A 23,359-nucleotide genomic window follows, 5' to 3' on the forward strand; every position below is an offset into this window, starting at 1 on the left:
CTCAAAGCACCGGCATTGGGCACGAACAGGCAGCCTGCATCAAGGCTTCAGAACCGCTGCGCGGTAGCCTTGTTCAGGCTACGCCGGCGAGGTGGCGGGAGTCCGGTCTGACCAACATCGTCGCACGCCGTTGACCTCGCGGACTTCGTGTTGTTCACTCCGCACCGTGACGCGTGATCTGCCCTCGCGAATGTTCCGTGTGTTTTGCGCGCTGGCGGTGGCCTTCGTAACGACATTCCATGTCTGTGGCATCGCCACGGCGAGCGCCTACGCGCCAATGGCGGTGCAAGCCCTCGAATCCGATGGCGCATCGCAGGACGAGGCCAGCCTGCCGGGTGAAAAGTGTCATGTCTGCGCCACCGTCTCTCTGCCGGCGTTGACGCAAGCTGCCGAAGCATCACCTGGCGCCATCGCCGTCCGGCAGGCGCCGGTCCGCGGCCTCGTCTCTTTCCAGACCTCCCTCGCCCCGCCTCCTCCCAGAGCCTGATCGCCGCACGTCGTCCGCCTGAAGCCTGAGCGCTTCGGGTCGTTCCCGTTCCTGCGATCGGAGTCTCCATGTCTCCCCGTCTCTGGCTCTGCGCGACGCTTGCCGTCGCCGTGGCGCACCCGTCGATGGCTCAGACGGGCCAGGTGTCGGCACAGCGCGCCGGTGCGCTGTCGCTGCCGCAGGCCCTGCGCACCGTCATTTCCACCAATCCCCGCCTGTCGGTCGCCGACCGCACCATTAACATGGCAGACGGACGGCGCGAGCAGGCGGGCGCCCTGCCCAACCCGACCCTGGGCGTCGAGGTCGACAATTTCGCCTATGGCCAGAACGGCCTCACCAGCGGCGCGGAATACACTTTGCAGATCAGCCAGCTCTTCGAGTTGGGCGGCAAGCGCGATGCCCGCGTCCAGGCCGCGCTCGGCGACTACGACGCCGCCCGTTGGGAGCGCGAGGCGACGCGGCTGGAGCTCTTGTCGGAGACCGCTATCGCCTTCGTCGAGGCGCTGGCTGTGGAGCGCAAGATCGCCCTGCTCGAGCGCCACGCCGCCTCTCTCGAGAGGCTGGTGCCGCAGATGCAGAAGAGGGTCGAGGCCGGCGCCTCCTCATCCGCGGAGGTGTCGCGCACGCAGGCCGCAGCCGGCATGGTGCGGCTCGACCGTGAGCGCGCGCGCACGGCGCTCAACGTCGCGCGGCGTGAACTCGCCGCGCTGATGGGCCTCGACCGGCCGAACTTTACGGCCGTTGCGGGGGATTTCGGGCGCATCTCGCGGCCGGCGCCGCTCGACACCGCCATCAAGGCCATCGAGGACAATCCGCAGCTGATGCGCTGGACAGCGGTGCGCGCCCGCCGAGATGCCGAGCTCCTGTCGGCGCGGCTGAAGCCGCTGCCCGATATCACCGCCGGCATCGCCTGGCGCCACTATGCCGAGAACAGCCAGAACGCGCTTCGCCTCGGCGTCTCGGTCCCGATCAACGTCATCGACCGCAATACCGGAGCCATCCGCGAAGCGCAGGAGGCCGCGCAAAAGACGGGGGCCGAACGGGCGGTCAATCGGCTCAGCCTGATCGCCATCGTCGGCAAGGCGCACGACACGGCTACCGGCGCGCTGGCCCAGGTCGACCTGCTGCGCCGGACGGTCCTGCCGGCGGCGCGGGCCGCCCTGTCGACCGTCGAGGCAGGCTACGGGCAGGGCCGCTACACGCTTCTGGAAATCCTCGACGCCTACCGGACCGTGGCCGACGCCGAGTTGCAGGAACACGAGGCTCTGGCGAGCTTCCATACCTCGATCGCCACCATCGAGGGGCTGACCGGCAGCCCGCTCCAGCTCGCGAGGGCGAAATGATCCGGTTCCTGAAATATCTCGCCATCGCCCTGGTGTGCGCCAGCGTGCTGGCCGCCGCCGGCTGGTACGCCTTCGACCCGCGATTTGCCAAGACGGCGAGCACAGCCAAGGGCGGACATGGTCATGGCGAGGAGAAAGAAGGCGCCCACGGCCACGACGAGGGCGTGAAGCTCTCGGGTGCGCAGGTCGCGGCCGCCGACATCGAACTGCTGCAGGCCGGCCCGCGCGAGCTGCGCGACATGTTGCGTCTCAACGGCATCATCCAGCCCAACCAGGAAACGCTGGTGAAGGTGACGCCGCGCTTCCCCGGCGTAATCCGCAGCATGCGCAAGCGCCTGGGCGACAGGGTAAAGAAGGACGAGGTGCTGGCGACCGTCGAGAGCAACCAGAGCCTGACCAGCTACGAGCTGAAAGCGCCCATTGACGGCACCGTCATCGACCGCGACGGCACGCTGGGCGAATTCGCCTCCGAGGCGAAGCCCCTCTTCACCATCGCCGATCTCTCGACCATGTGGATAGACTTCGCCGTGTTTCGCCGCGACTTCAGCCGCGTGCGCACGGGCGATGCCGTGACCGTCGATGTCGGCGACGGCGGTCCGCCGGTCGGGGCCCGCATCGACTATCTGTCGCCGCTCGGATCGACAGACACGCAGACCTCGATCGCGCGGGCGATCGTGGGGAACGGCGACAACCGGCTGCGGCCGGGCCTGTTCGTCGACGGCAGGGTCGTGCTGTCGGCCAAGCCGGTCGACGTGGCGATCCGCACAAGCGCGCTGCAGACAATGGAAAGCAAGACCGTGGTCTTCGTACGCGAGGGCGACACCTTCGCCGCGCGCGAGGTGGAACTCGGCGCGCGCGACGCCGACTGGGTCGAGGTGCTCTTCGGCGTGCTCGCCGGCGACACCTACGCTGCCAGGAACAGCTTCGTCATCAAGGCCGAGATGGGCAAGGCGGGAGCGGCGCATGAGCATTGAGGGGCCCGTGAAGAAGCGGGAAAGCTCCGTCGCTGCGCTCGGGATGACAGTGCTGGCGCAAAAGACGCAGTTCGGCCGGTGCCAACAAGATTGTCATCCTGAGCGAAGCGAAGGACCTTCGGGACTCCTCGCGGGGTGTGCGCCATGATCGACCGCATCCTCGCCTTCTCGATCCAGAACCGCTGGCTCGTGATCCTCGCCGCCATCGCCGTCGGCGCGCTGGGCGCCTGGAACTTCACGCGCCTGCCGATCGACGCGGTGCCCGACATCACCAACGTGCAGGTGCAGGTCAATACCATTGCGCCGGGCTACTCGCCCCTGGAGGTCGAGCAGCGCATCACCTTTCCGCTGGAAACGGCGATGGGCGGTCTGCCGAAGCTCGACCACACGCGCTCGCTGTCGCGCTATGGGCTCAGCCAGATCACCGTCGTGTTCAAGGACGGCACCGACATCTACTTCGCCCGCCAGCTCGTGAACGAGCGCATCCAGCAGGCGAAGGACAAGCTGCCGCCCGGCGTCGAGACCTCGATGGGGCCCGTCTCGACGGGCCTCGGCGAAATCTACATGTACTCGGTCGAGGCCACGCCCGGTGCGAAGACGCCGGACGGCTCACCCTACTCGGCCACCGAGCTGCGGACGATCCAGGACTGGATCATCAAGCCGCAGCTGCGCACGGTGCCGGGCATCGTCGAGGTCAACACGATCGGCGGGTTCGAACGGCAGTTCCACGTCCTGCCCGAGCCCGCGAAGCTGATGGCGTACCGGCTCACCTTCCGCGACGTGATGGCGGCGCTGGCCACGCACAATGCCAATGTCGGCGCCGGCTACATCGAGCGCAACGGCGAGCAGTATCTCGTGCGCACGCCGGGCCAGGTCGACGACATCGAGGACATCCGGGGCATCGTCGTCGGCTCGCGCGGCGGCGTGCCGATCCGCATCGACGACATTGCCGAGGTCAAGGAAGGCAACGAGCTGCGGACAGGTGCTGCGACGGTCGACGGCAAGGAGGCCGTGATCGGGACCGCCATGCTGCTGATCGGCGAGAACAGCCGGACAGCCGCTCAGCGCGTCGCCGCCCGGCTCACCGAGGTCGAACGCTCCTTGCCCGAAGGCGTCGTGGCGCGCGCCTTCTACGACCGCACCAAGCTGGTGGATGCCACGATCCGGACGGTCGAGAAGAACCTGCTGGAAGGCGCGCTGCTGGTCGTGGTCGTGCTGTTCCTGATCCTCGGCAACTTCCGCGCGGCCTTCGTCACGGCCTGTGTCATCCCGCTGTCGATGCTCTTCACCATCACCGGCATGGTGGAGAACCATATCAGCGCCAACCTGATGAGCCTCGGCGCCATCGACTTCGGCATCATCGTCGACGGCGCGGTGATCGTGGTCGAGAACTGCCTGCGCCTGCTCGCCGAGGAACAGCACCGGCGCGGCCGCGTGCTGAATCGCCAGGAGCGCTTCGCTGCGATCCTCGCGGGCTCGAGCGAGGTCATCAAGCCCAGCCTGTTCGGCACCTTGATCATCGGCGTCGTCTACCTGCCCGTGCTCACGCTCACGGGCGTCGAAGGCAAAATGTTCACGCCCATGGCGCTGACCGTCCTGCTTGCGCTCACGGGCGCCGCGATCGCCTCGATGACCCTGGTGCCGGCGGCAGTGGCGTTGCTGGTCACGGGTAAGGTGGCGGAGAAGGAGAACCTGTTCATGCGCGGCGCGCTCCGCCTCTATGCCCCGGTGCTCGACCAGGCGATCCGGCTGCGCTTCGTCGTGGTCGGACTGGCTCTTCTCCTCGTCGCGGTGAGCGGCGTGGCGGCCTCGCGCATGGGCGGCGAGTTCATCCCCTCGCTCGATGAGGGCGACATCGCCATGCATGCGATGCGCATCCCCGGCACCAGTCTCAGCCAGTCCGTGCAGATGCAGAAGGCGGTCGAGAAGGCGGTGCTCGAATTCCCCGAGGTCCAGGAAGCGGCGGGCAAAATCGGCACGGCCGAGGTCGCCACCGATCCGATGCCGCCCAATGTCGCCGACACCTTCATCCTGTTGAAGCCCCGCAGCCGATGGCCCGACCCGAACCGACCCAAGGCGGACCTGGTGGCTGCGATCGAGAAACGCGTCTCGGATGTGCCGGGCAACAACTACGAATTCACCCAGCCGATCCAGATGCGCTTCAACGAGCTGATCTCCGGCGTGCGCAGCGACCTCGGCATAAAGATCTTCGGCGACGATCTCGACACGCTGCTCGCCCTTGCGAACAAGGTCCAGTCGGTGGTCCAGCGGGTGCCCGGCGCCGCCGACGTGCGCACCGAACAGGTGAGCGGCCTGCCGATGCTGACCGTGAAACCCAGCCGCGCCGCGCTGGCGCGCTACGGCGTCACGCTGTCCGACCTGCAGGAAGTCGTCGAGATCGCGGTCGGGGGCAAGGAAGCCGGCCTGGTCTTTGAGGGTGATCGGCGCTTCGACATCGTGGTCCGCCTGCCCGAGCATCTGCGCGTCGACCTCGACGCGCTCGCCTCCCTGCCCATTCCCGTGCCGCAGGCCGCGGCGACGGCGGGCGATACCGGCCGGCGCGCGATCGTGCAGACCGGCAGCGGTGCGGCCGCGCCCTACGTGCCGCTGTCAGCTGTGGCGACGATCGACACCGCACCCGGTCCCAACCAGATCAGCCGCGAGGACGGCAAGCGCCGGATCGTCGTCAGCGCCAATGTGCGCGACCGCGACCTCGGCTCCTTCGTCGGCGAGGTGCAGCGCCAGGTGACGGAACAGGTGAAGCTGCCGGCCGGCTACTGGATCGGCTGGGGCGGCCAGTTCGAGCAGCTGGTCGGTGCCTCGCAGCGGCTGGCGGTGGTGGTGCCCGTGGCGCTGTTGCTGATCTTCGCCTTGCTCTGCATGAGCCTGGGCTCGATGGGCGACGCGACGCTGGTGTTCAGCGGCGTGCCGCTGGCGCTGACCGGCGGCATCGCGGCGCTCGCGCTGCGCGGGATCCCGCTGTCGATCAGCGCCGGCGTCGGCTTCATCGCCCTGAGCGGCGTCGCCGTGCTGAACGGGCTTGTGATCATCTCGTTCATCCAGCGCCTGCGCGCCGACGGCATGACGGTGGATTCGGCAGTGCGCACCGGCGCGACCAAGCGGCTCCGCCCGGTCCTGATGACGGCGCTGGTCGCCTCGCTGGGCTTCGTGCCGATGGCGCTGGCGACCGGTGCCGGCGCCGAGGTGCAGCGGCCCCTCGCCACCGTGGTCATCGGCGGCATCCTTTCCTCCACCCTCCTCACCCTGGTCGTGCTGCCGGCGCTCTACGCGCTGTTCCATCGCGACCGCATACCCGTTCGACAACAAGGAGAGAGCGCATGAAGAAGATCCTGATCCTGGCCTTTGCCATCCTCTGGGCCGGCGCTGCGGCGGCGCAGCACACTCACGGCAGCACCAAGGGGCCGAACGGCGGCATCGTGCAGGACGTGGCCGGCGTCCATGCCGAGCTGGTCGTGGTGGGCAGCACCGTCACCATCAACATCCTCGACGAGAACAACAAGCCCACGCCGGCCAAGGGCTTCTCCGGCTCGGTCCTGATCGTCTCGGGCGGCGCGCGCGAAACCGTCTCCCTTGCCGCCGCCGGCGAGACATCACTGAAGGGCGAGGCCAAGGCCGACATTCCCACTGGTGCGACGGTCACATTGGTTCTGAAGAATGCTGCCGGCAAATCGGGCCAGGTGAAGTTCTAAGCCTGAATGGACGGGACCACCACGAGATGGCAGCTTAGGCACACGATGCCTCTTCGCGGTGATTCCGCCTTCGCCCCCGACTGGGCGCGCACCTTGGTCGACCCGCAGGCGTTCGCGCACGAGCAGCGCTGCCTTTCCTATGCCTGGACGTTCCTCGGCTTCACGGACGATGTCGAGAAGGACGGCGACTGGTTCCGCGCCTCGCTGGCGACCCGGTCGGTCTTCGTGCAGCGGTTCGGCGCGGCGCTGAAGGGCTTCGAGAATGTCTGCGCCCATCGCTTCTTTCCGCTGCGGACAAAGGACAAGGGCAACGGGCCCATCGTCTGCGGCTTCCATCACTGGCGATACGACCACGACGGTGCCGCCATCGGCATCCCGAAATGCCAGGAGAATTTCGGCACCGTGTCGCGCGCGCTGGGCTCGCGCCTCAATCCCATCGAGATCGCGACCTGCGGCACGCTGGTCTTCGGCCGTTTCCCCGCACCGGTGAAACGCGAGTCGCTCGCGGAATTCCTCGGCCCCGGCTTCCCGATCGTCGCGGCCCTGTCGCGATCGAGGTCGACGCCCCGCACCCTGTCGATGCCCGTTGCGGCCAACTGGAGGCTGAACCTCCATGTCAGCCTCGACGACTATCACACCGTCGCTCTCCATCCGACGACCTTCGGCAAGAGCGGCCATGTGCGGCGCGAAGACATCAGTTACGTCCGGTTCGGTCTCCACAGCGCCTTTCTCAACACCAGCACGCCGGACGCCCTCGCGGAAATGTCCGCCGCCTGCGCCGATGGATCTTTCCGGGCGACGCAGTACTGCATCTTCCAGATCTTGCCGAACCTGATCGTGGCCCTGTTCCGTTCGGACGGCGCGTTCTTCCATTGTTACGTCCAGCAATCGGTTCCCGTGGCGCACGACCGATCGGTCCAGCGGATCCGGGTCCATCCGGCGCCGTTCCAGGCCGATCATGCCTGGCCCGCCCGCCTCATCCGGCCGCTGAGCGATCCCATCCGCAACCGGCTGCTGCCTCATTACGTGCGCCGCGTCGGGCGCGAAGACAATGAAGCCTGCGAGCGCCTGCAAGCGGTCGCGCACCAGATCGAGCGCCCCCCCTACCTAGCCGCCCTCGAGGAACGTATCGGCTGGTTCGAACAATCGTACCGACTGCTTGTCGCGACGGGCGAAGATGTGTTGGGGAGTAGTCGCGAGAGAACCGACGGCCGCTCGGAGGCCGGGATATTCTGAGCTGACGGCCCGAGCTGCCCCACTTTGGTCGCCAGACTGAGCACCACGGCCTCTGCTATGGGCTCAGTCAGAGGCGGTCCGGCCGGTGCGGGCCCGAAACAGGTTGATCTTACGATAGGCTGGATCGCCGGTAACTTCCCGTCCGATCCAGGGCGGTAGCGGGACATCGCAATCGATACGAGTGAGCTCGACCTCGGCCAGCAGGACGTCTGACATGACGCCATCATAGGCGTCGACCTGCCATGTGAAGTCGCGATACGGCACGAAGGATCGGGTCTTGCTCATGACATTGCCGTCGCAATGACGGGTCAGCAATTCCTCCGCATCCGCAAGGGGAATGGGATATTCAAACTCCGCATTCACGCCGGGCGCCTCCCGCGCCTTGATCGTGAGCGTCGCCTGTCCGTCGCAGACGCGCACCCTCACCTTGCGGCCGCCCGTCATGGCCACCAGGCCGTCCACGAGATGCTGCTCGCGAACGACGTTGCCCCGCCAGTCCCCGCTCGTAACGAGAAACTTGCGCTCGATCTCGATTCCCATGCAGGCGGGAAATAGAGCCCTGGCGCCCCGCGCGCAACGCGACAATCTGGGAGCGGCCCGTTCTCTGTCCCTAGGCCGACGCCGGCTGGACAACAATGCGCGGCAGCTTGGCCCCAGCAAGCCCCAATCATCGCCCGCCCCGCCTGCAACCGCGTGTGGACGAGAGCGTTGATAAATCTCGACACCGGGACAAACTGGCCGGGTGCCCGAAGTGAAAGCCTGGAGCCTGGGGTGAACGAGCCGGTGCGAAGCGTCGATCTCACGAACTGCGACCGTGAGCCAATTCATATCCTCGGCGCCATTCAGCCCATCGGCTTCCTGGTTGCGCTGACATCCGACTGGATGATCGCCCGTGTCTCGGCCAACATCGGAGAGCATGTCGGCAGAGAACCAGAAGGTTTGCTCGGCAAGCAGCTAGGCGACCTCTTCACGGGTCACGCTATCCACGACCTCCGCAATCGCACCATCATGTTGCGCGGCGCCGACGCGGTGGAGCGCCTCTTCGACATCGAACTGATTGCGGGACGGCCGCATTTCGACGTCGCGATCCACTTGTCCGAAGGGAACGTGGTGATCGAGGCCGAGCTGTCGTCGGGAGAGCATCGGGAATCGACCAGCGTCGTGCGCTCCATGATCGCCCGCCTGGACCACTGCGCAGATCTGCCGACGTTTTTCCGGGAAGGCGCGCGCCAGGTACGTGGCCTTACCGAGTTCGACCGTGTGATGGTTTATCGCTTCGCTCCTGACGGTTCGGGAGAGGTGGTCGGTGAGGCGGCGAAGCACGGCATCGGCACCTTCCTCGGCCTGCGCTATCCGGCGAGCGACATCCCCCAGCAGGCGCGCGAGCTCTACCAACGCAACCTGTTGCGCGTCATCGCCGACGTGAACGCAAGTTCGGCCCCGATCCTGCCCCAACTCGATCCGGCAGGCCGGCCGCTCGACCTGTCGCTCTCGATGCTGCGCTCGGTGTCGCCGATCCATATCGAGTATCTGCGCAACATGGGCGTTCGCGCCTCCATGTCGATCTCGATCATCGTCGAGGGCAGGCTGTGGGGGCTGTTCGCCTGTCACCACTATTCGCCACGCTGCCCGAGTTTCGAGCGCCGCGCCGTCAGCGAACTCTTCTCGCAGATGTTCTCCATGCGGCTCGAGGCACGCGAGCGGCAGGAGCACGTGGCCTACGAGAAGCGGGCGCGAGACGTCTCGGATCAGCTCCTGGGCGCCATCGCCTCCAACGAAACCCTACTGCAGGATCCCGACTGGCTGGCCGACATACTGATGCGCGCGATCCCGGCCGACGGCATGGGCGTATGGATCGCCGGCTCTTATGCCTTCTCGGGCGTTACCCCGCCCACCGACGAATTCCGGCGCATCATTCGGGCTCTGAATGGCACGGCAGCCGGCAAGGTCTTCGCAACCGACCACATCGGCTCGCTCCTCGATGGCGCCGGCTCGTTCGCCTCGACGGCGGCCGGGTTGCTCGCGATCCCGATCTCACGCTCGCCGCGGGACTATGTCGTGCTGTTCCGCTCCGAACTGGTCCGCGCGGTACGATGGGGAGGAGACCCGCACAAGCCGGTCGAATTCGGGCCGAACGGGCCGCGCCTGACCCCGCGCCAGAGCTTCGAGGAATGGAAGGAATTGGTGCAGGGCAAGTCGCAGCCCTTCAACCCGGCCGAGCTGCGCGTCGCCGAGACGCTGCGGGCGACCCTGATCGAGGTGGTCCTGCGGCTGGCCGACGAGGCGACGGCCGAAAGGCAGCAGGCCAGCGCCCGGCAAGAGCTGCTGATCGCCGAGCTGAACCACCGTGTGCGCAACATTCTGGGCGTCATTCGCGGCCTGATCCGCCAATCGCAGCCGCCCGACGATCCGGCCGGTACGCAGGCGATCCGCGACTTCGTGCGGCTGGTCGACGGCCGGATCCATGCGCTGGCCCGCGCCCACAACCAGATCACCGATGACCATTGGGGACCGGCGCCGATGCAGGCGCTGATCGACGCCGAGACAGCCGCGATCGTGGGCGACAAGGAAAGGCTGATCTCGGAGGGCAAGCCCCTCCTGCTGAAGCCACAGGCCTACTCGACGCTTGCGCTGCTGCTGCACGAACTCGTTACCAATTCGACCAAGTACGGCAGCCTCTCGGTGCCGAGCGGCCGCACGCGGCTCGGCTGGCATCTCGATCCGCGCGGCGACCTGATTCTCGAATGGTCAGAGAGCGACGGCCCGCCGGTGCAGCAGCCCCGCCGCAAGGGTTTCGGCACCACGATCATCGAACGCTCGATCCCCTACGATCTCGGCGGTTCGGCGGAGGTCAGCTACGATCCCAAGGGCATCACCGCTTCCTTCCGGATCCCGGCGCGCCACGTCGTCGAGCCCAAGCCGGGCTTCGCCCAACCCGCCCGCTACAAGCGCTCGACGCCGGACCATCCGCAGGCGCCTCCGGGGCAGGTCTTAAAGGGCCAGTCGGTGCTGCTGGTCGAGGACAGCCTGATCATCGCCCTCGATGCCGAGGACATCCTCTACCGCCTGGGCGCCGACAGCGTCGTGACGGCGGCAACCATCGAGGCGGCGCTCGACGCCATCGAGCATGCCCGCCCCGCTCTCGCTCTGCTCGACATCAACCTGGGCGACCGCAACAGCTTCCCGATCGCCCATCGCTTGCATGATCTCGGCATCCCGCTCTTCTTCGCCACGGGCTACGGCGAGCAGGCGCAGCTGCCGATGGAACATCGCAGCCGCATCGTGGTGCAGAAGCCCTACACGGTCGAAGCGGTCGCGCGGGCCGTGCATGAACTGATGGGCGAGTCGGCGCCCGTGGAGGGGACGACGGGGACGGCACCTGATACAAAGGCTGATGGAAGCTCGCCGACACTCGGATGAAGGCCGGCGCGTCGCCGCCCTCCGGGCCTACGACATTCTCGATACGCCGCGCGAGGAAGAATTCGACGAGGTGGTCCGCGTCGTCAGCGCGATCTGCGGCACGCCGATATCCGTCATCAATCTGATCGACAGTGAGCGGCAGTGGTTCAAGGCCGAGATCGGACTGGGCGTGCGCGAGACTCCGCTGCCGGCCTCGATCTGCGCGCATGCGATCCTGCAACCCGACCTGTTCATCGTTCCCGACACGCTGGCCGACGATCGATTCTCCGACAATCCGTTGGTCACCGGCGATCCCCGCCTGCGCTTCTACGCCGGCGCGTTGCTCGAAACGCCGGAAGGCCTGCCGCTCGGCACCATCTGCGTCCTCGACTACAAGCCGCGCGAACTCGACGAGAACCAGAAGGCCCTGCTGCGCCTGACCGCGCGGCAGATCATGAAAATGCTCGAACTGCGACGGTTGAATGCGGCTGAGCGGACGGCGCGCCGGCGAGCCGAGACGCATGCCGAGGTGACCACGGCACGGCTCGCGCATGCCAACCGTGAGTCGGATCTGCGTGAACAGTTCATCGCCGTGCTGGGGCACGACCTGCGCAACCCGCTAGCTTCGATCCAGGCTGGCGCCCAACTCGTCAAACGCGGCAAGCTCACACTCGACGAGATGTTGCAGCTCACACAGGGCAGCGTCTCGCGAATGTCGGCCCTGATCGACGATGTTCTCGACTTTGCACGGGGCCGACTAGGCGCCGGCATCGACCTTGCGCGAAGCGATGTGCTGCTTACGCCGACCCTGACGCAAGTGGTCGAGGAATTGCGCACCACCGCACCCGACCGGCACTTTGCCACCCGCATCAAGCTGAGTGAGAGCGTCTTCTGCGACCCCGGCCGCATCGGCCAGCTTCTCTCCAACCTGCTGGGCAATGCCGTCGTCCATGGCGCGCCCGGCACGCCGATCGAGGTCGAGGCGCAGGCGAAGGACGGCACGTTGGAACTCAGCGTGCGCAATGCCGGCAATCCGATTCCTGACGCGGCCGTGGCCAAGCTGTTCCAGCCGTTCTTCCGCGGCGAGGCACGCGCAAGCCAGCAGGGTCTTGGCCTCGGCCTCTACATCTGCAGCGAAATCGCCCGCGCCCATGGCGGCACGCTCACCGCCACCTCCACGCCGGAGACGACGACGTTCCTCTTCCGGATGCCGGTCAAGGCGGAGTTCTAGGACTCGGGCGGCGGACATCGCACGATTCCTCTGTATTGCCCCGATTCCTGCACCGCTTGTACAAGGGCCCGCAGCAAGATCAGGGGATTGGGATGGCGGGCGAGAAGGCGGCAAGGGACGAGCGGCGCGGAGACTACGGGTGGTGGATGCCGGTCGCGAGCCGCTGGTCGGACTGCGACGCCTATGGCCACGTCAACAACGCCGTCTATTACAACTGGTTCGACACGTCGCTCACCACCCTCGCCATCGAGCGCGGCATCCTGCGGGCGCCCCGGCAGACCTCGATCGGCCTGTGTATCGCCAGCGGCTGCGAGTTCCTGGCGCCGGTTGACTTTCCCCAGACGGTGGATGTCGGCATCCGTCTCGGCCGCATCGGCAACAGCTCGCTGCGCTACGAACTCGCGATATTCACCCATGATAGCGAGGCGCCGGCCGCCGTCGGCCACTTCGTCCATGTCTATGTCGATGCCGCCACGCGCAAGAGTGTCGCCCTGACCGAGGCGCAGAAGGCGGCAGTGGCGGACCTGCTGGCGGCCTGACGCCGGCCTCCCCGGCGCGCCGGGGCGTCATTCGGCCGCCACGAAGCTTGACGAAGATCAAGGCTCGGGCAGGCGCCTGGCCCGACTGTGCGGACCTGTCTTGGGGAGAGCCCAGTGTCGGTCGAATCGCCGTTCAACTTCTTCCAGGAGTACTGGATCGATGCGTGGCAGCGCTCCGTCCTGACACTGGATACCCTGCGCGAGCGTGGGAACACGTTCGTCGAACGCAGCGCCGAAGACGTACCGCACGTGCTGGGCTTCGCCTCCGAGCCGGTCCTCGACGGCCGCACCCTGCCGCGGCCCGTGAACTATTTCCTCATCAGGATCGTGCCGCCCGAAGGGACGGTCACGGACCCAGCCAAGCCGCCGTTCGTGGTCGTCGACCCGCGGGCCGGGCACGGCCCGGGCATCGGCGGCATGAAGCAGGACAGCGAAATCGGCGTCGCACTGGCCGCCGGCCATGCCACCTACTTCATCGGTTTCCGGCCGGCGCCCGAATCGGAACAGACGATCGAGGATGTGTGCCGGGCAGAGGCGACGTTCCTCGAGGCCGTAGCCGCGCGCCATCCCGAGGCCGAAGGCAAGCCCGTCGTGGTCGCCAACTGCCAAGCCGGCTGGCAGATCATGATGACGGCCGCGATCCGGCCCGACCTGTTCGGGCCGATCCTGCTGGCGGGGTCGCCGCTCTCCTACTGGGCGGGCGTGCATGGGCGCAATCCGATGCGCTACCTGGGCGGGGCGCTGGGGGGGACCTGGCTGACCGCACTGGCGGGCGACCTCGGCAACGGCATCTTCGACGGCGCCTATCTGGTCAGCAATTTCGAATCGCTTAACCCCGCCAACACCTGGTGGGACAAGCCCTACAATCTCTATTCGAAGGTCGACACGGAGACGACGCGCTTCCTCAACTTCGAGACCTGGTGGGGCAGCCCCGTCCTGCTCAATGCCGGCGAGATGCAGTGGATCGCCGACAATCTCTTCGTCGGCAACAAGCTCACCTCGGGCGAAATCAGCACTTCCGACGGCACCCGCGTCGACCTGCGCAACATCCGCTCGCCGATCATCGTTCTGTGTTCCTGGGGCGACAACATCACGCCGCCGCAGCAGGCGCTCGGCTGGATCACCGACCTGTATGGCCACGAGGACGAGATCGTCACTAACGGACAGACCATCGTCTACACGCTGCACCAGACGATTGGGCATCTCGGCATCTTCGTCTCGGGCAAGGTCGCGACCAAGGAGCATGCCGAGTTCGCCTCCTGCATGCAGATGATCGACCTGCTGCCGCCTGGCCTCTACGAGGCGGTGATCTCGGAAGTCGACGGCACCACCGTCAATCCGGGTCTGGTCCATGGCAAGTACCTGTTCCAGCTCGAGGCACGGACGCTCGACGCCATCCGAAAGCTCGGCGGCAACAGCGACGAGGACGACCAGCGCTTCGCGACCGTCGCGCGCGTCTCCGAGATCAACCGCGGCCTCTACAGTACCTTCGCCCAGCCGGTCGTGCGCGCGATGGTCATCCCGCAATCGGCCGAGCTTCTGCGGGCGACCAACGTCCACCGCCTGCGCTTCGCGGCCTTTTCCGACCGCAATCCCGCCATGGCGGCCATCAAGCCGCTGGCAGAGGCCGTGCGCAGCCATCGCGAGCCGGCGGCGTCGGATAATCCGCTGCTCACCCTGGAGAAGGTGACGTCGACCTGGATCTCGAGCTGCCTGGAAGGCTATCGGCTCCTCCGCGACGCGACGACCGAGGCGATGTTTCTCGGCACCTACGGATCCCCGGCCCTGCAGGCGGCGACAGGTCTGGCGGCGGAAGCCGCACCGGCACGCCGGCAGAACGGCAGAGATCTCGCGCGCGAAGCGATCGCCGGGCGCTGGCGTGCCGAGCTGGAGACGCGTTTCGAGAGCGGTGGACTGCCCGAGGCCGTGGTGCGCGCCCTGATGCATGTCCGCCTGCCGCGCCGGACGGTCGACGAGCGCGGCTTCTCCGTGCTTCAGGCCGTGCGCCAGATCCTGCCGGCAAACCGGCGCATCGGCTTCGACGAGCTGAAGGCGTTGTTCCGCGACCAATACCTGCTGCTTCGTCTCGACGAGGAGCGCGCAATCCAGGCCATCCCGAAGCTCCTGCCCGACGACCCGCAGCTCAGGACAGCCGGCTGGCAGGTCATCCAGGACATATTGATGGCTTCCGGCGACCTGACGCCACAGGAGCAAGGGCTCATGCAGCGGTTGGAAACCATGTTCGTTGGCGCACGCAAGCCGCCGCAGGAGAGACAGGATGCCTGACGCCACGCCACCGACCGACGGTCCGCGCGAGAAGTACGACCGTCTCATAGCGGTGGCGCGCGCCCATCCGCCTCTGGTCACGGCCGTGGTCCATCCCTGCGACGAGGTCTCGCTCGAGAGCGCCGTCGAGGCGGCCCGAGGCCGCCTGCTCGCCCCCATCCTGGTCGGCCCTCCGGCCCGCATCCGTGCCGTCGCCGCCAAGGCCTCTCTCGACATTGACGGCTTCGAAATCGTTGGTTCGGCCCACAGTCACGATTCGGCCGCCAAAGCGGTCGAGCTCGTGCGCTGCGGCCGTGCGGAGGCGCTGATGAAGGGCAGCCTCCATACCGATGAACTCATGGGCGCGGTCGTCTCGGGCGCGACCGGCATCCGCACGGCACGGCGCATCAGCCACTGCTTCGTCATGGACGTGCCCCGTCATCAGCAGGCGCTGATCATCTCGGACGCCGCCGTGAATATCGCGCCGACGCTCGAGGACAAGGTCGACATCGTGCAGAACGCCATCGACCTCGCGCACGCGCTGGGCATTGCCGAGCCGCGCGTCGCCATCCTGAGCGCCACCGAGACGGTCAACCCGAAAGTCGGATCGACGATCGAGGCTGCCGCATTGTGTAAGATGGCCGATCGCGGCCAGATCACCGGCGGTGTCCTCGACGGCCCGCTGGCCCTCGACAACGCGATCAGCCTCCAGGCGGCGTCCATCAAGAACATCGTCTCACCGGTCGCTGGACGGGCCGACGTGTTGATCGTCCCCAACCTCGAGGCCGGCAACATGCTGGCCAAGAGCCTCACTTTCCTGGCCGGCGCCGACGCCGCCGGGATTGTGCTGGGCGCGCGCGTGCCGATCATCCTGACCAGCCGCGCCGATTCGCTGACCACGCGGCTCGCCTCGTGTGCCGTCGCCTCCCTGGTGGCGGCCGCACGCCGGGCCAGCGCCGCCACTTCCATCGCGTGAGGACTCCATGACCGAGCAGATCCGGCCCGTCCTGGTGGGCAGGAAGGCTTTGATCGTCGGCGTCGCCAACGACCAATCTATCGCCTATGGCTGCGCCCGCGCCTTTCGCGAAGCCGGCGCCGATCTCGCCATCACCTGGCTGAACGAGAAGGCGCGGCCCCATGTCGAGCCCTTGGCAAGCGAGCTGGGCGCGGAGATAACCGGCCCGCTCGACGTGGCGGTGCCGGGTCAGCTGCAGGCGATATTCGGGCAGATCGCCGACCGCTGGGGCCGGCTCGACATGCTGGTACACTCCATCGCCTTCGCCCCGATGGCCGATCTTCAGGGCGGGCTTCTCGATTGCTCCGCCGAGGGTTTCTCCAAGGCGATGGACGTGTCCTGCCATTCCTTCATCCGGATGGCGCGGCTGGCGGCGCCGCTGATGAAGGACGGCGGAACCATGTTCGCCATGAGCTACCATGGCGCCAACCGGGTCGTGCCGAACTACAACGTCATGGGACCGGTGAAGGCGGCGCTCGAGGCGGCCTGCCGCTACCTCGCCTACGAACTCGGGCCCCGGCACATCCGCGTCCATGCGATCTCCCCCGGCCCGCTCAGGACCCGCGCCGCCTCTGGCCTCAAGGATTTCGAGCTGCTTCTGAACGAGGCCGTGCAGAAATCGCCGCTGGGCGAACTCGTGGACATCATGGATGTCGGCTACACCTGCGCCTTTCTCGCCACACCCTTCGCGCACCGCGTCACCGGCGGCACCGTTTATGTCGACGGCGGCGCGAGCATCGTCGCGTGAGGCTGCTCCGATGAACGAGACCGGATGCATTGCGGTCCTGAACGCCGGCTCCTCCAGCATCAAGTTCGCGCTGTACGATTCCGGTGCGGACGGCGCCCTGCTCTATCGCGGACAGGTCGAGCGCATCGGTGTCGGTCCGCACCTCGAGGTGCGGGACGCCGCGGGCCAAACCGTCGCCGAGCGGAAATGGCAGGACGGCGCGCTCGACCATCACGGCGCGACGGCGGAGATACTGTCGCAGGGCCAGGCGCTGCTCGCCGGCCGCCCGCTCCTCGCCTTTGGCCATCGCGTCGTCCATGGCGGCACGAAGTTCGCCGCGCCGGTGCGCGTCGGCGGGGCGATCGTGTCCGAACTCGAAGCGCTGGTGCCGCTGGCGCCCTTGCACCAGCCGCACAATCTGGCGCCGATCGCAGCGATCCTGGACGCGGCGCCTCACCTACCGCAGATCGCCTGCTTCGACACCGCGTTCCATCGCACCCAGCCGGTGCTCGCGCAGGAGTTCGCCCTGCCGCGCGAACTCACCGCGGACGGCGTGCGACGATACGGCTTCCACGGCCTGTCCTACGATTTCGTGACGAAGCGCCTGTTCGCCACCCAGCCGAAGCTGGCGCAGGGCCGGCTGATCATCGCGCATCTCGGCAACGGCGCCAGCCTTTGCGCCACGAAGGATGGACGCAGTGTCGCCAGCACGATGGGCTTCACCGCGCTGGACGGACTCATGATGGGAACGCGGGCCGGCACGCTCGATCCCGGCGTGCTGCTCTACCTCGCCCAGCAGCGCGGCATGAGCTTCGCGGCGATCGAGGATCTTCTCTATCGCAAATCGGGCCTGCTCGGCGTATCCGGGATCTCCTCCGATATGCGCACCTTGCGCGCCTCCACCGAACCCGCGGCGCGCGAGGCGATAGACCTGTTCGTCTATCGCATCGTGCGCGAGATCGGCTCGCTCGCAGCTGCGCTGGGTGGTGTCGACGGCATCGTGTTCACAGCCGGCATCGGTGAAAACGATGCCGCCACGCGCGCCGAGATCGTCGCGGGCTGCCGATGGCTTGGCGTGACGCTCGACCCGGCGCGCAACCTTGCGGGCGAAGGGCGAATTAGCGCCGACGGTTCAGCTGTCTCTGCCTGGATCGTGCCGACCGACGAGGAACGCATGATCGCGCGCTACACGAGGGCGGCGCTGGCAGATGGCTGAGTGTCACAGTCGTCGATAAGTGGCGTGCAAAATGGAGAAGGGAATGCCTGCGCGGCCGGCGCTGCCGCGTACCATCACCACCCGTTCGTCGATGCGGTAGAACCAGTCGTTGAAGTTCAGCACCATCGACTTGTCGCCGCCGCCGCTCTGCGGCGTGTCGCGCGTATAGCGCCAGTGGAACGCACAGCCCGCCCGCTCGCCCTCTGCTTCTCCGGCGAGCCGCTGTTCCTCGCCAGCATAGCGCCCGGAGTCGAGCTTCGAGATTCTCCAGGCGAGCGTGTCCTGTCGCCCATCGTCGAAGGTCCAGGTCTCCACGAAGCGCAGGATACGCGCCGCTTCGTCCCACGTGCCACGCGCCTTCACGGTGAAGCGCTGCTGCAGGCCGCCGGTCACGCGCTCGACCACGCCCCAGCCTTCGAGGTTGCCGGCGAGATAGGCTTCGGGAAGCAATTCCGGCGAGGTGCCGGCAAAATCGTCGATGTCCATCTGCGCCAACGAGGCAGAGCCGCGGGCGTTCCCCGACCTCAGACTTTCACGCCGGATGTCCGCAATTCCTGCATGAAATCGAATACAATCCGGACCACCGTGCCGGCCTCGAACGTCATTCCACGCAAGGTAGCCGTGGGGACGATCAGGCCATCGCGGCCGGCACGCCGGCACATGCCCTGCCTTATCAACTTTGCGGCGTGGCGCCGAACCGTTTCGTAGGGAAGCCTCATCGAGTTCGAAATCGCCATCATGCTGACCGGCCGCCGATCGGAATCGGGCAGCAGATCCTTATTCGCGCCGGGCACGGTGTTCGTGATGTGCTTCGTGTTGGCGGCTCGAATCGCGGTGAATACCAGTCCGCTCATGAGGTCACCCTTGAAGAAGCCACGCAGTGCTTTCAGGGCCGCAAGGAGAAGACGGATCGAGGCCGCGACGACGACGGCCTGCTCCTTGCTCAGGGTGCGCGACGTGGCGGACGAGCCGGGCGGTTTGTAGTGCCCGATCCTGATGCGCCTGAGTCCATCGAGCATGCGGACGGCCTCCAGATGGATCTTGCGCAACATGGCATTCGTACGCGTGCTCCGTCGAAACGACGGGGCAAGGCATATGCCTCCATCCTCCGCACGGCAGACGCGGCTTCGAACGAGCTTGTGCACTTGCCGCCGAACGGTCTCGAAGGGAATATCGAGCCGGCGCGCCAATTCGCGAATACCGATCGCGTCGGTCCGGCCCGCGGCCCCGAGGGCGTCGCCCAGCATGATCATGAGGATCACGCCGCCCAGTATGTCGTCGTGCATCTGGCCAATCACTTCGAAGCCGCGCAGAAAAAACTCGGTCGATATTCGGCCGATTGTGTAGACCTCGGGATGAGATGCCAGATCACTCGCCCGTCCCGACAGCCTCATGGTTGGGGCCTCACCCTCAAGATGTGTTCGTTCGGCATCCAGCCAACCTCAACTGCTCTTCCATCCGGCGCGCGACCTGCTGACCCATATTGGTGGACAGTCGCCTTGTCGGAACTCCCGCTCTGCCCTTAGCGTATCCGCGTGGGGGAGGCAGGGCGTGAATCTGAGGACCATCTACCGCAGCCTGATCGGGCTCGCTTTTGTTGTTTTCGCGTGCGGCACCGCATTCGGCCAGTATATGCCGACGGGGTCGACGAACATCCCCCTCTCCTATGTCGCCCTGAGCGACAATGAATTCCGCCTCGCCATCAATGTCGGCATCAATGGCGGTCCATTGCAGTCCTATCTGTTCGATACCGGCTCCCCCGGCTTCAATGCAGCCTACAATCCGACCACCTGGAACGGGTTCGGAGGCGGCAGCACGACGACGGCGCCGGCGTCGACCGTGCCCAATGGCAACAACGTCCAGTTCTGCTATGGCACCAGCATCGACGGGGGCTGCCGGGGCTACATGGGCAACATCGTCCAGATCCCGGCGCTCAGCTTCGAGAAGCCGGGTGGCGGCCTCACGACCCTGACGGCCCCCCCAAGCGGGGGCTTCCAGATGACGGCCGTGACCGCGGACAACAGCGTGGGCCAGCGCGTGCCGTGGCTCTTTCCGGGCTATTTCTGCGATACACCCTTCTCCTGTCCCGCCAATCCAAACCCGGTACCTCCCGACGGCCCGCAGTTCTACGGCATCTTTGGCGCTGGCGACTTCACCATGCTGCAGGGCGGCTGCTCGGTCGCAGTGTCCCTCCCGTCCAGCTGTCCTCAAGGCAACCGCACAGCGCCTATCCCGGTCGGCAGCGTGCTTGGCCAGATTTCGGCGACCGGCAGCAACATCGTGGCCCAAGGCTTCGTGGTCGCAGCGAACGGCCAGCGCAACCCGGCCGGCGGCTCCAATCCGCCCAGCGGCGCTGCGACCGTGGTGGTCGGCGGATCCACCGTGCCGGTCACGGCCTGCAATCCGTGCGTTACCGTCGGTCTGACGCCCCAACTCATCGGCCAATTCGCAGCGGTCGGCCTGCCCAGCCAGAATCCAGCTCGTCACGGGCTGGTTCACTGGGCACGAAGCGCCCCGTTCAATTTCGTCAATCCGTATGGGTCCACACCGGGCAACAATGCCACGTGGGAAACCGGCGTCCAATTCGCGGTGTCGTTGACAGGGCCAAGCGGAACGACGACCGCGACCGCTCCCACGCTGCTCGACACCGGCACGCCGAACCTCCTGGTGACCCCAGCGCTCGCCGGCGCGGTCTCCGGGGCGACCTCCATCTCGATGGTTGGCGTGACGCCGGGCACGGCGGCCATCCCCGGACTCGCGGCAAGCGCGGCAAACCTGTCGCCGACCGGCTCCTATTCGGTATCGGCGATACCGTTCAATGCGAATATCCTCGGCCTGCCGTTCTTCATGCAGAACTCGGTAATGTTCGACCTGTCGGACAGGGCGGTCGGCTACACGCCGTTCTTCGTCACCGATGCGCCGCTGGCGACGACGGCCGGGGGTCCGCTAATTGTCAGCGCAGGCAATGTACCGCTCGGCCTGGCGGGCATCATATCGGGCCCCGGTGGCGTAACTGTGGGCAACGGCGGCGCGATCCAGACCAGCGCAACGAACACCTATACCGGCGCGACGACGATCTTCGGCGGCGGCATGCTCTTCGTATCCGGTCCAGGCAGCATCGGGACGTCGAGCGGCGTGATCAACGACGGTGTCTTCGACATCTCGCGCGCCTGGGCCCCGGTCGCGATCGCGTCCCTCACGGGTACGAATAGCGGCCAGGTGAATCTCGGCAGCAACACTCTCATCATCACCAATGGAACGGGCGTGTTTGCCGGCAATCTGGTCGACGGCGGTGCGTACCCGGTCGGCGGTGGCAGCGTGACCATCGCCGGAGGCTCCCAGACACTGGCGGGAACGAACACCTATACCGGCGGAACGCAGGTCAGCGCCGGCACCCTCAACCTCACCGGCTCGATGGTCGGTAGCCTCACGATCGCCCCTGGAGCCTCCTTCAACACGAGCGGCGGCTACTCGGTGGCCAGCAACGCCTTCCTGGACAATGCCGGCACGTTCACGTCGCAGTCAGGCGCCGGCCCGTTCCTCAATCAAGGTCTCTTCCTGAATGCAGGGGCGTTCCAGAGCGGCCTGGTCAACACCGGCACCGCGGTCAACAACGGCACGATCACCGGCGACGTGACCAACTCGGGCACGATGTCAGGCAACGGCACGATCGCCGGCAATTTCGTCAACGGTGGCATGGTCTCGCCGGGTAATTCGATCGGCAGCCTGAGTGTCGCCGGCAGCTACACGCAGGCTGCCGGCAGCTCCTATCTGGTCGAGACCAACGCCCAGGGTCAGAGCGACCTCATCGCCGTGAGCGGCGCCCCGGGCACCGCCACGATCGCGGCGGGGACAAGCGTCCTGGTGGCGCCAGCCTCCACGAGCCCGTATGCGCCCCGCACCACCTACACGATCCTGAATGCCAGCGGCGGCGTCACCGGCACCTATTCGTCGGTCGCCAGCAGCCTGCCGTTCCTCCTGCCGAGTCTGAGCTACGACGCCAACAACGTCTATCTCGCGCTTCAGATCGGCGGCTTCGCCCGCCAGGCCCAGACGCCCAACCAGGCTGCCGTCGGCGCGGCGCTGGATGCCGGCGCCATCGGTGCCACCGGCGACTTCGCCACGGTGCTGGGCGCCTTCTCGACGATGAATGCCCAGCAGGGCGTCGCGGCCATGAACACGATCAGCGGGCAGAACTATTCCGCCTTCTCCTCGGCCGGCATCGCCACCACCCAGATCTTCATGACCAACTTCGCCAACACGGTGGGCGGCACGTCGGGCGGCGGCAACCGCGTGGCGCTGGCCGAGGCCTGCGACGTTGCCTGCGACACGAGCGAGCCGGCGCGCTGGGGCGCCTGGGGCGGCGCGCTGGGCGGCTTCGGCGTCGTCGGCGGCAACGCCAATGCCGGCACGCTCACCTACAATCTCGGCGGCTTCGCCGCCGGCCTCGACCGCCGCGTCACGGACGAGCTGCTGGTCGGCGTCACCGCCGGCTTCACCAGCGGCAGCCAGTGGGTCGGCGGCTTCTCCGGCCGCGGCCTCTCCGACACCTTCCAGGCCGGCCTCTATGCCAGCTACGCCAAGACCGCCGTCTATGTCGACGCTCTGGCGGCCTACGCCTATTCCGACAACCAGATGCAGCGGCAGATCACCATCCCCGGCCTGTCGCGCACCGCCAACGGCCGCACCGGCGCCAACCTGTTCTTCGGCCAGCTCGAGGCGGGCTACCGCTTCGACATCGGCGGACGCGCGGATGCCTACATCACGCCGTTCGCGCGCCTGCAGGGCGCAACGGCCACGCAGAGCGCCTTCAGCGAATCGGGCGCGGGCGCGCTCGACCTCTCGGTCGCCGCGCAGACCACCAACTCGCTGCGCAGCGTGCTCGGCGCCCAGCTCGGCGGCGCCCTGGATCTCGGCTGGCGCGACAAGCTCGCGATGACGGTCAAGCTCGGTTGGGGCCACGAATATGCCGACACGGCGCGGCCCGTCACCGCCTCCTTCGTCGGCGCGCCCGCCTTCGCCTTCACCACCTACGGCGCCGCGCCGCAACGCGACAGCGTCGTGCTGGGCCTCTCCGCCAGTACCGCCATCGCCGACGCCACCTCCCTCTACTTCCGGTACGAAGGCAACATCTCCAGCCAGGATTCCAACCAGGCCCTCACCGCCGGATTCCGCATGACCTGGTAGTCGTACGGACCGCGCCCGGAGCACGTCACC

16 protein-coding genes are annotated in these 23,359 nt (G+C 67.0%); 13 read left to right on the top strand and 3 right to left on the bottom strand.

All coding sequences use genetic code 11. The annotated features are described in order from the left end of the window. Window positions 1-555 precede the first annotated feature (555 nt). The 5 genes from ACO07I_RS08270 (at window position 556) to ACO07I_RS08290 (ending at window position 7,750) form a co-directional block, all read left to right on the top strand. Window positions 556-1,830 (top strand): TolC family protein, encoded by a 1,275-nt coding sequence (locus ACO07I_RS08270; RefSeq protein WP_422016164.1) that lies wholly within the window; start codon window positions 556-558, stop codon window positions 1,828-1,830. Beyond that, a complete protein-coding gene (gene ihpB / locus ACO07I_RS08275; RefSeq protein ID WP_422016166.1) occupies window positions 1,827-2,804 on the top strand; it encodes a divalent metal ion exporter adaptor subunit IhpB in 978 nt (325 codons plus the stop codon). The genes ACO07I_RS08270 and ihpB overlap by 4 nt, the downstream gene beginning before the upstream one ends. A gap of 144 nt (window positions 2,805-2,948) precedes the next feature. Next, a complete protein-coding gene (locus tag ACO07I_RS08280) occupies window positions 2,949-6,146 on the top strand; it encodes an efflux RND transporter permease subunit (RefSeq protein WP_422016168.1) in 3,198 nt (1,065 codons plus the stop codon). Further along, window positions 6,143-6,514 (top strand): hypothetical protein, encoded by a 372-nt coding sequence (locus ACO07I_RS08285; protein ID WP_422016170.1) that lies wholly within the window; start codon window positions 6,143-6,145, stop codon window positions 6,512-6,514. Before ACO07I_RS08280 ends, ACO07I_RS08285 begins: the two co-directional genes overlap by 4 nt. Window positions 6,515-6,559: 45 nt before the next feature. Beyond that, entirely contained in the window at window positions 6,560-7,750 is a 1,191-nt protein-coding gene (locus tag ACO07I_RS08290; protein ID WP_422016172.1) for an aromatic ring-hydroxylating oxygenase subunit alpha, read from the top strand. Window positions 7,751-7,813: 63 nt separating this feature from the next. On the opposite strand, the gene ACO07I_RS08295 is transcribed toward ACO07I_RS08290, so the two are convergent. After that, window positions 7,814-8,290, bottom strand: a complete 477-nt coding sequence (locus ACO07I_RS08295) for a CYTH domain-containing protein (RefSeq protein WP_422016174.1) — start codon at window positions 8,288-8,290, stop codon at window positions 7,814-7,816. 231 nt (window positions 8,291-8,521) lie between these two features. Between ACO07I_RS08295 and ACO07I_RS08300 the strand changes: the two genes are divergently transcribed. The 7 genes from ACO07I_RS08300 to ACO07I_RS08330 all read left to right on the top strand — a co-directional run bounded on the left by ACO07I_RS08300 (window position 8,522) and on the right by ACO07I_RS08330 (window position 18,142). Further along, complete coding sequence (locus ACO07I_RS08300; RefSeq protein ID WP_422016176.1) at window positions 8,522-11,170, top strand: GAF domain-containing protein; 2,649 nt, start codon at window positions 8,522-8,524, stop codon at window positions 11,168-11,170. Next, a complete protein-coding gene (locus ACO07I_RS08305; protein WP_422016178.1) occupies window positions 11,145-12,380 on the top strand; it encodes a GAF domain-containing sensor histidine kinase in 1,236 nt (411 codons plus the stop codon). The genes ACO07I_RS08300 and ACO07I_RS08305 overlap by 26 nt, the downstream gene beginning before the upstream one ends. A 92-nt stretch (window positions 12,381-12,472) precedes the next feature. Continuing rightward, a complete protein-coding gene (locus tag ACO07I_RS08310) occupies window positions 12,473-12,919 on the top strand; it encodes an acyl-CoA thioesterase (protein WP_422016180.1) in 447 nt (148 codons plus the stop codon). Window positions 12,920-13,033: 114 nt separating this feature from the next. After that, the gene (locus tag ACO07I_RS08315; RefSeq protein WP_422016182.1) at window positions 13,034-15,205 is read left to right on the top strand and encodes a DUF3141 domain-containing protein; all 2,172 of its coding nucleotides are present in this window, start codon (window positions 13,034-13,036) and stop codon (window positions 15,203-15,205) included. After that, the gene (locus ACO07I_RS08320; RefSeq protein ID WP_422016184.1) at window positions 15,198-16,160 is read left to right on the top strand and encodes a phosphate acetyltransferase; all 963 of its coding nucleotides are present in this window, start codon (window positions 15,198-15,200) and stop codon (window positions 16,158-16,160) included. Before ACO07I_RS08315 ends, ACO07I_RS08320 begins: the two co-directional genes overlap by 8 nt. A 7-nt stretch (window positions 16,161-16,167) precedes the next feature. Continuing rightward, window positions 16,168-16,947 carry an enoyl-ACP reductase FabI gene (gene fabI / locus ACO07I_RS08325; protein ID WP_422016186.1) on the top strand — a complete coding sequence of 260 codons (780 nt, stop codon included), beginning with the start codon at window positions 16,168-16,170 and terminating at the stop codon, window positions 16,945-16,947. A gap of 10 nt (window positions 16,948-16,957) precedes the next feature. Continuing rightward, on the top strand, window positions 16,958-18,142 hold the full coding sequence (locus tag ACO07I_RS08330) for an acetate/propionate family kinase (protein WP_422016188.1): 1,185 nt from the start codon (window positions 16,958-16,960) through the stop codon (window positions 18,140-18,142). A gap of 3 nt (window positions 18,143-18,145) precedes the next feature. On the opposite strand, the gene ACO07I_RS08335 is transcribed toward ACO07I_RS08330, so the two are convergent. Further along, a complete protein-coding gene (locus tag ACO07I_RS08335) occupies window positions 18,146-18,628 on the bottom strand; it encodes a DUF3833 family protein (RefSeq protein ID WP_422016190.1) in 483 nt (160 codons plus the stop codon). Between the two features lie 38 nt (window positions 18,629-18,666). Then, window positions 18,667-19,536 carry a hypothetical protein gene (locus ACO07I_RS08340; RefSeq protein WP_422016192.1) on the bottom strand — a complete coding sequence of 290 codons (870 nt, stop codon included), beginning with the start codon at window positions 19,534-19,536 and terminating at the stop codon, window positions 18,667-18,669. Between the two features lie 157 nt (window positions 19,537-19,693). Between ACO07I_RS08340 and ACO07I_RS08345 the strand changes: the two genes are divergently transcribed. After that, window positions 19,694-23,329, top strand: a complete 3,636-nt coding sequence (locus tag ACO07I_RS08345) for an autotransporter outer membrane beta-barrel domain-containing protein (RefSeq protein WP_422016194.1) — start codon at window positions 19,694-19,696, stop codon at window positions 23,327-23,329. Window positions 23,330-23,359 lie beyond the last annotated feature (30 nt).

Origin of the sequence: Reyranella sp., assembly GCF_965227665.1 — a bacterium.
Lineage (GTDB): Bacteria > Pseudomonadota > Alphaproteobacteria > Reyranellales > Reyranellaceae > Reyranella.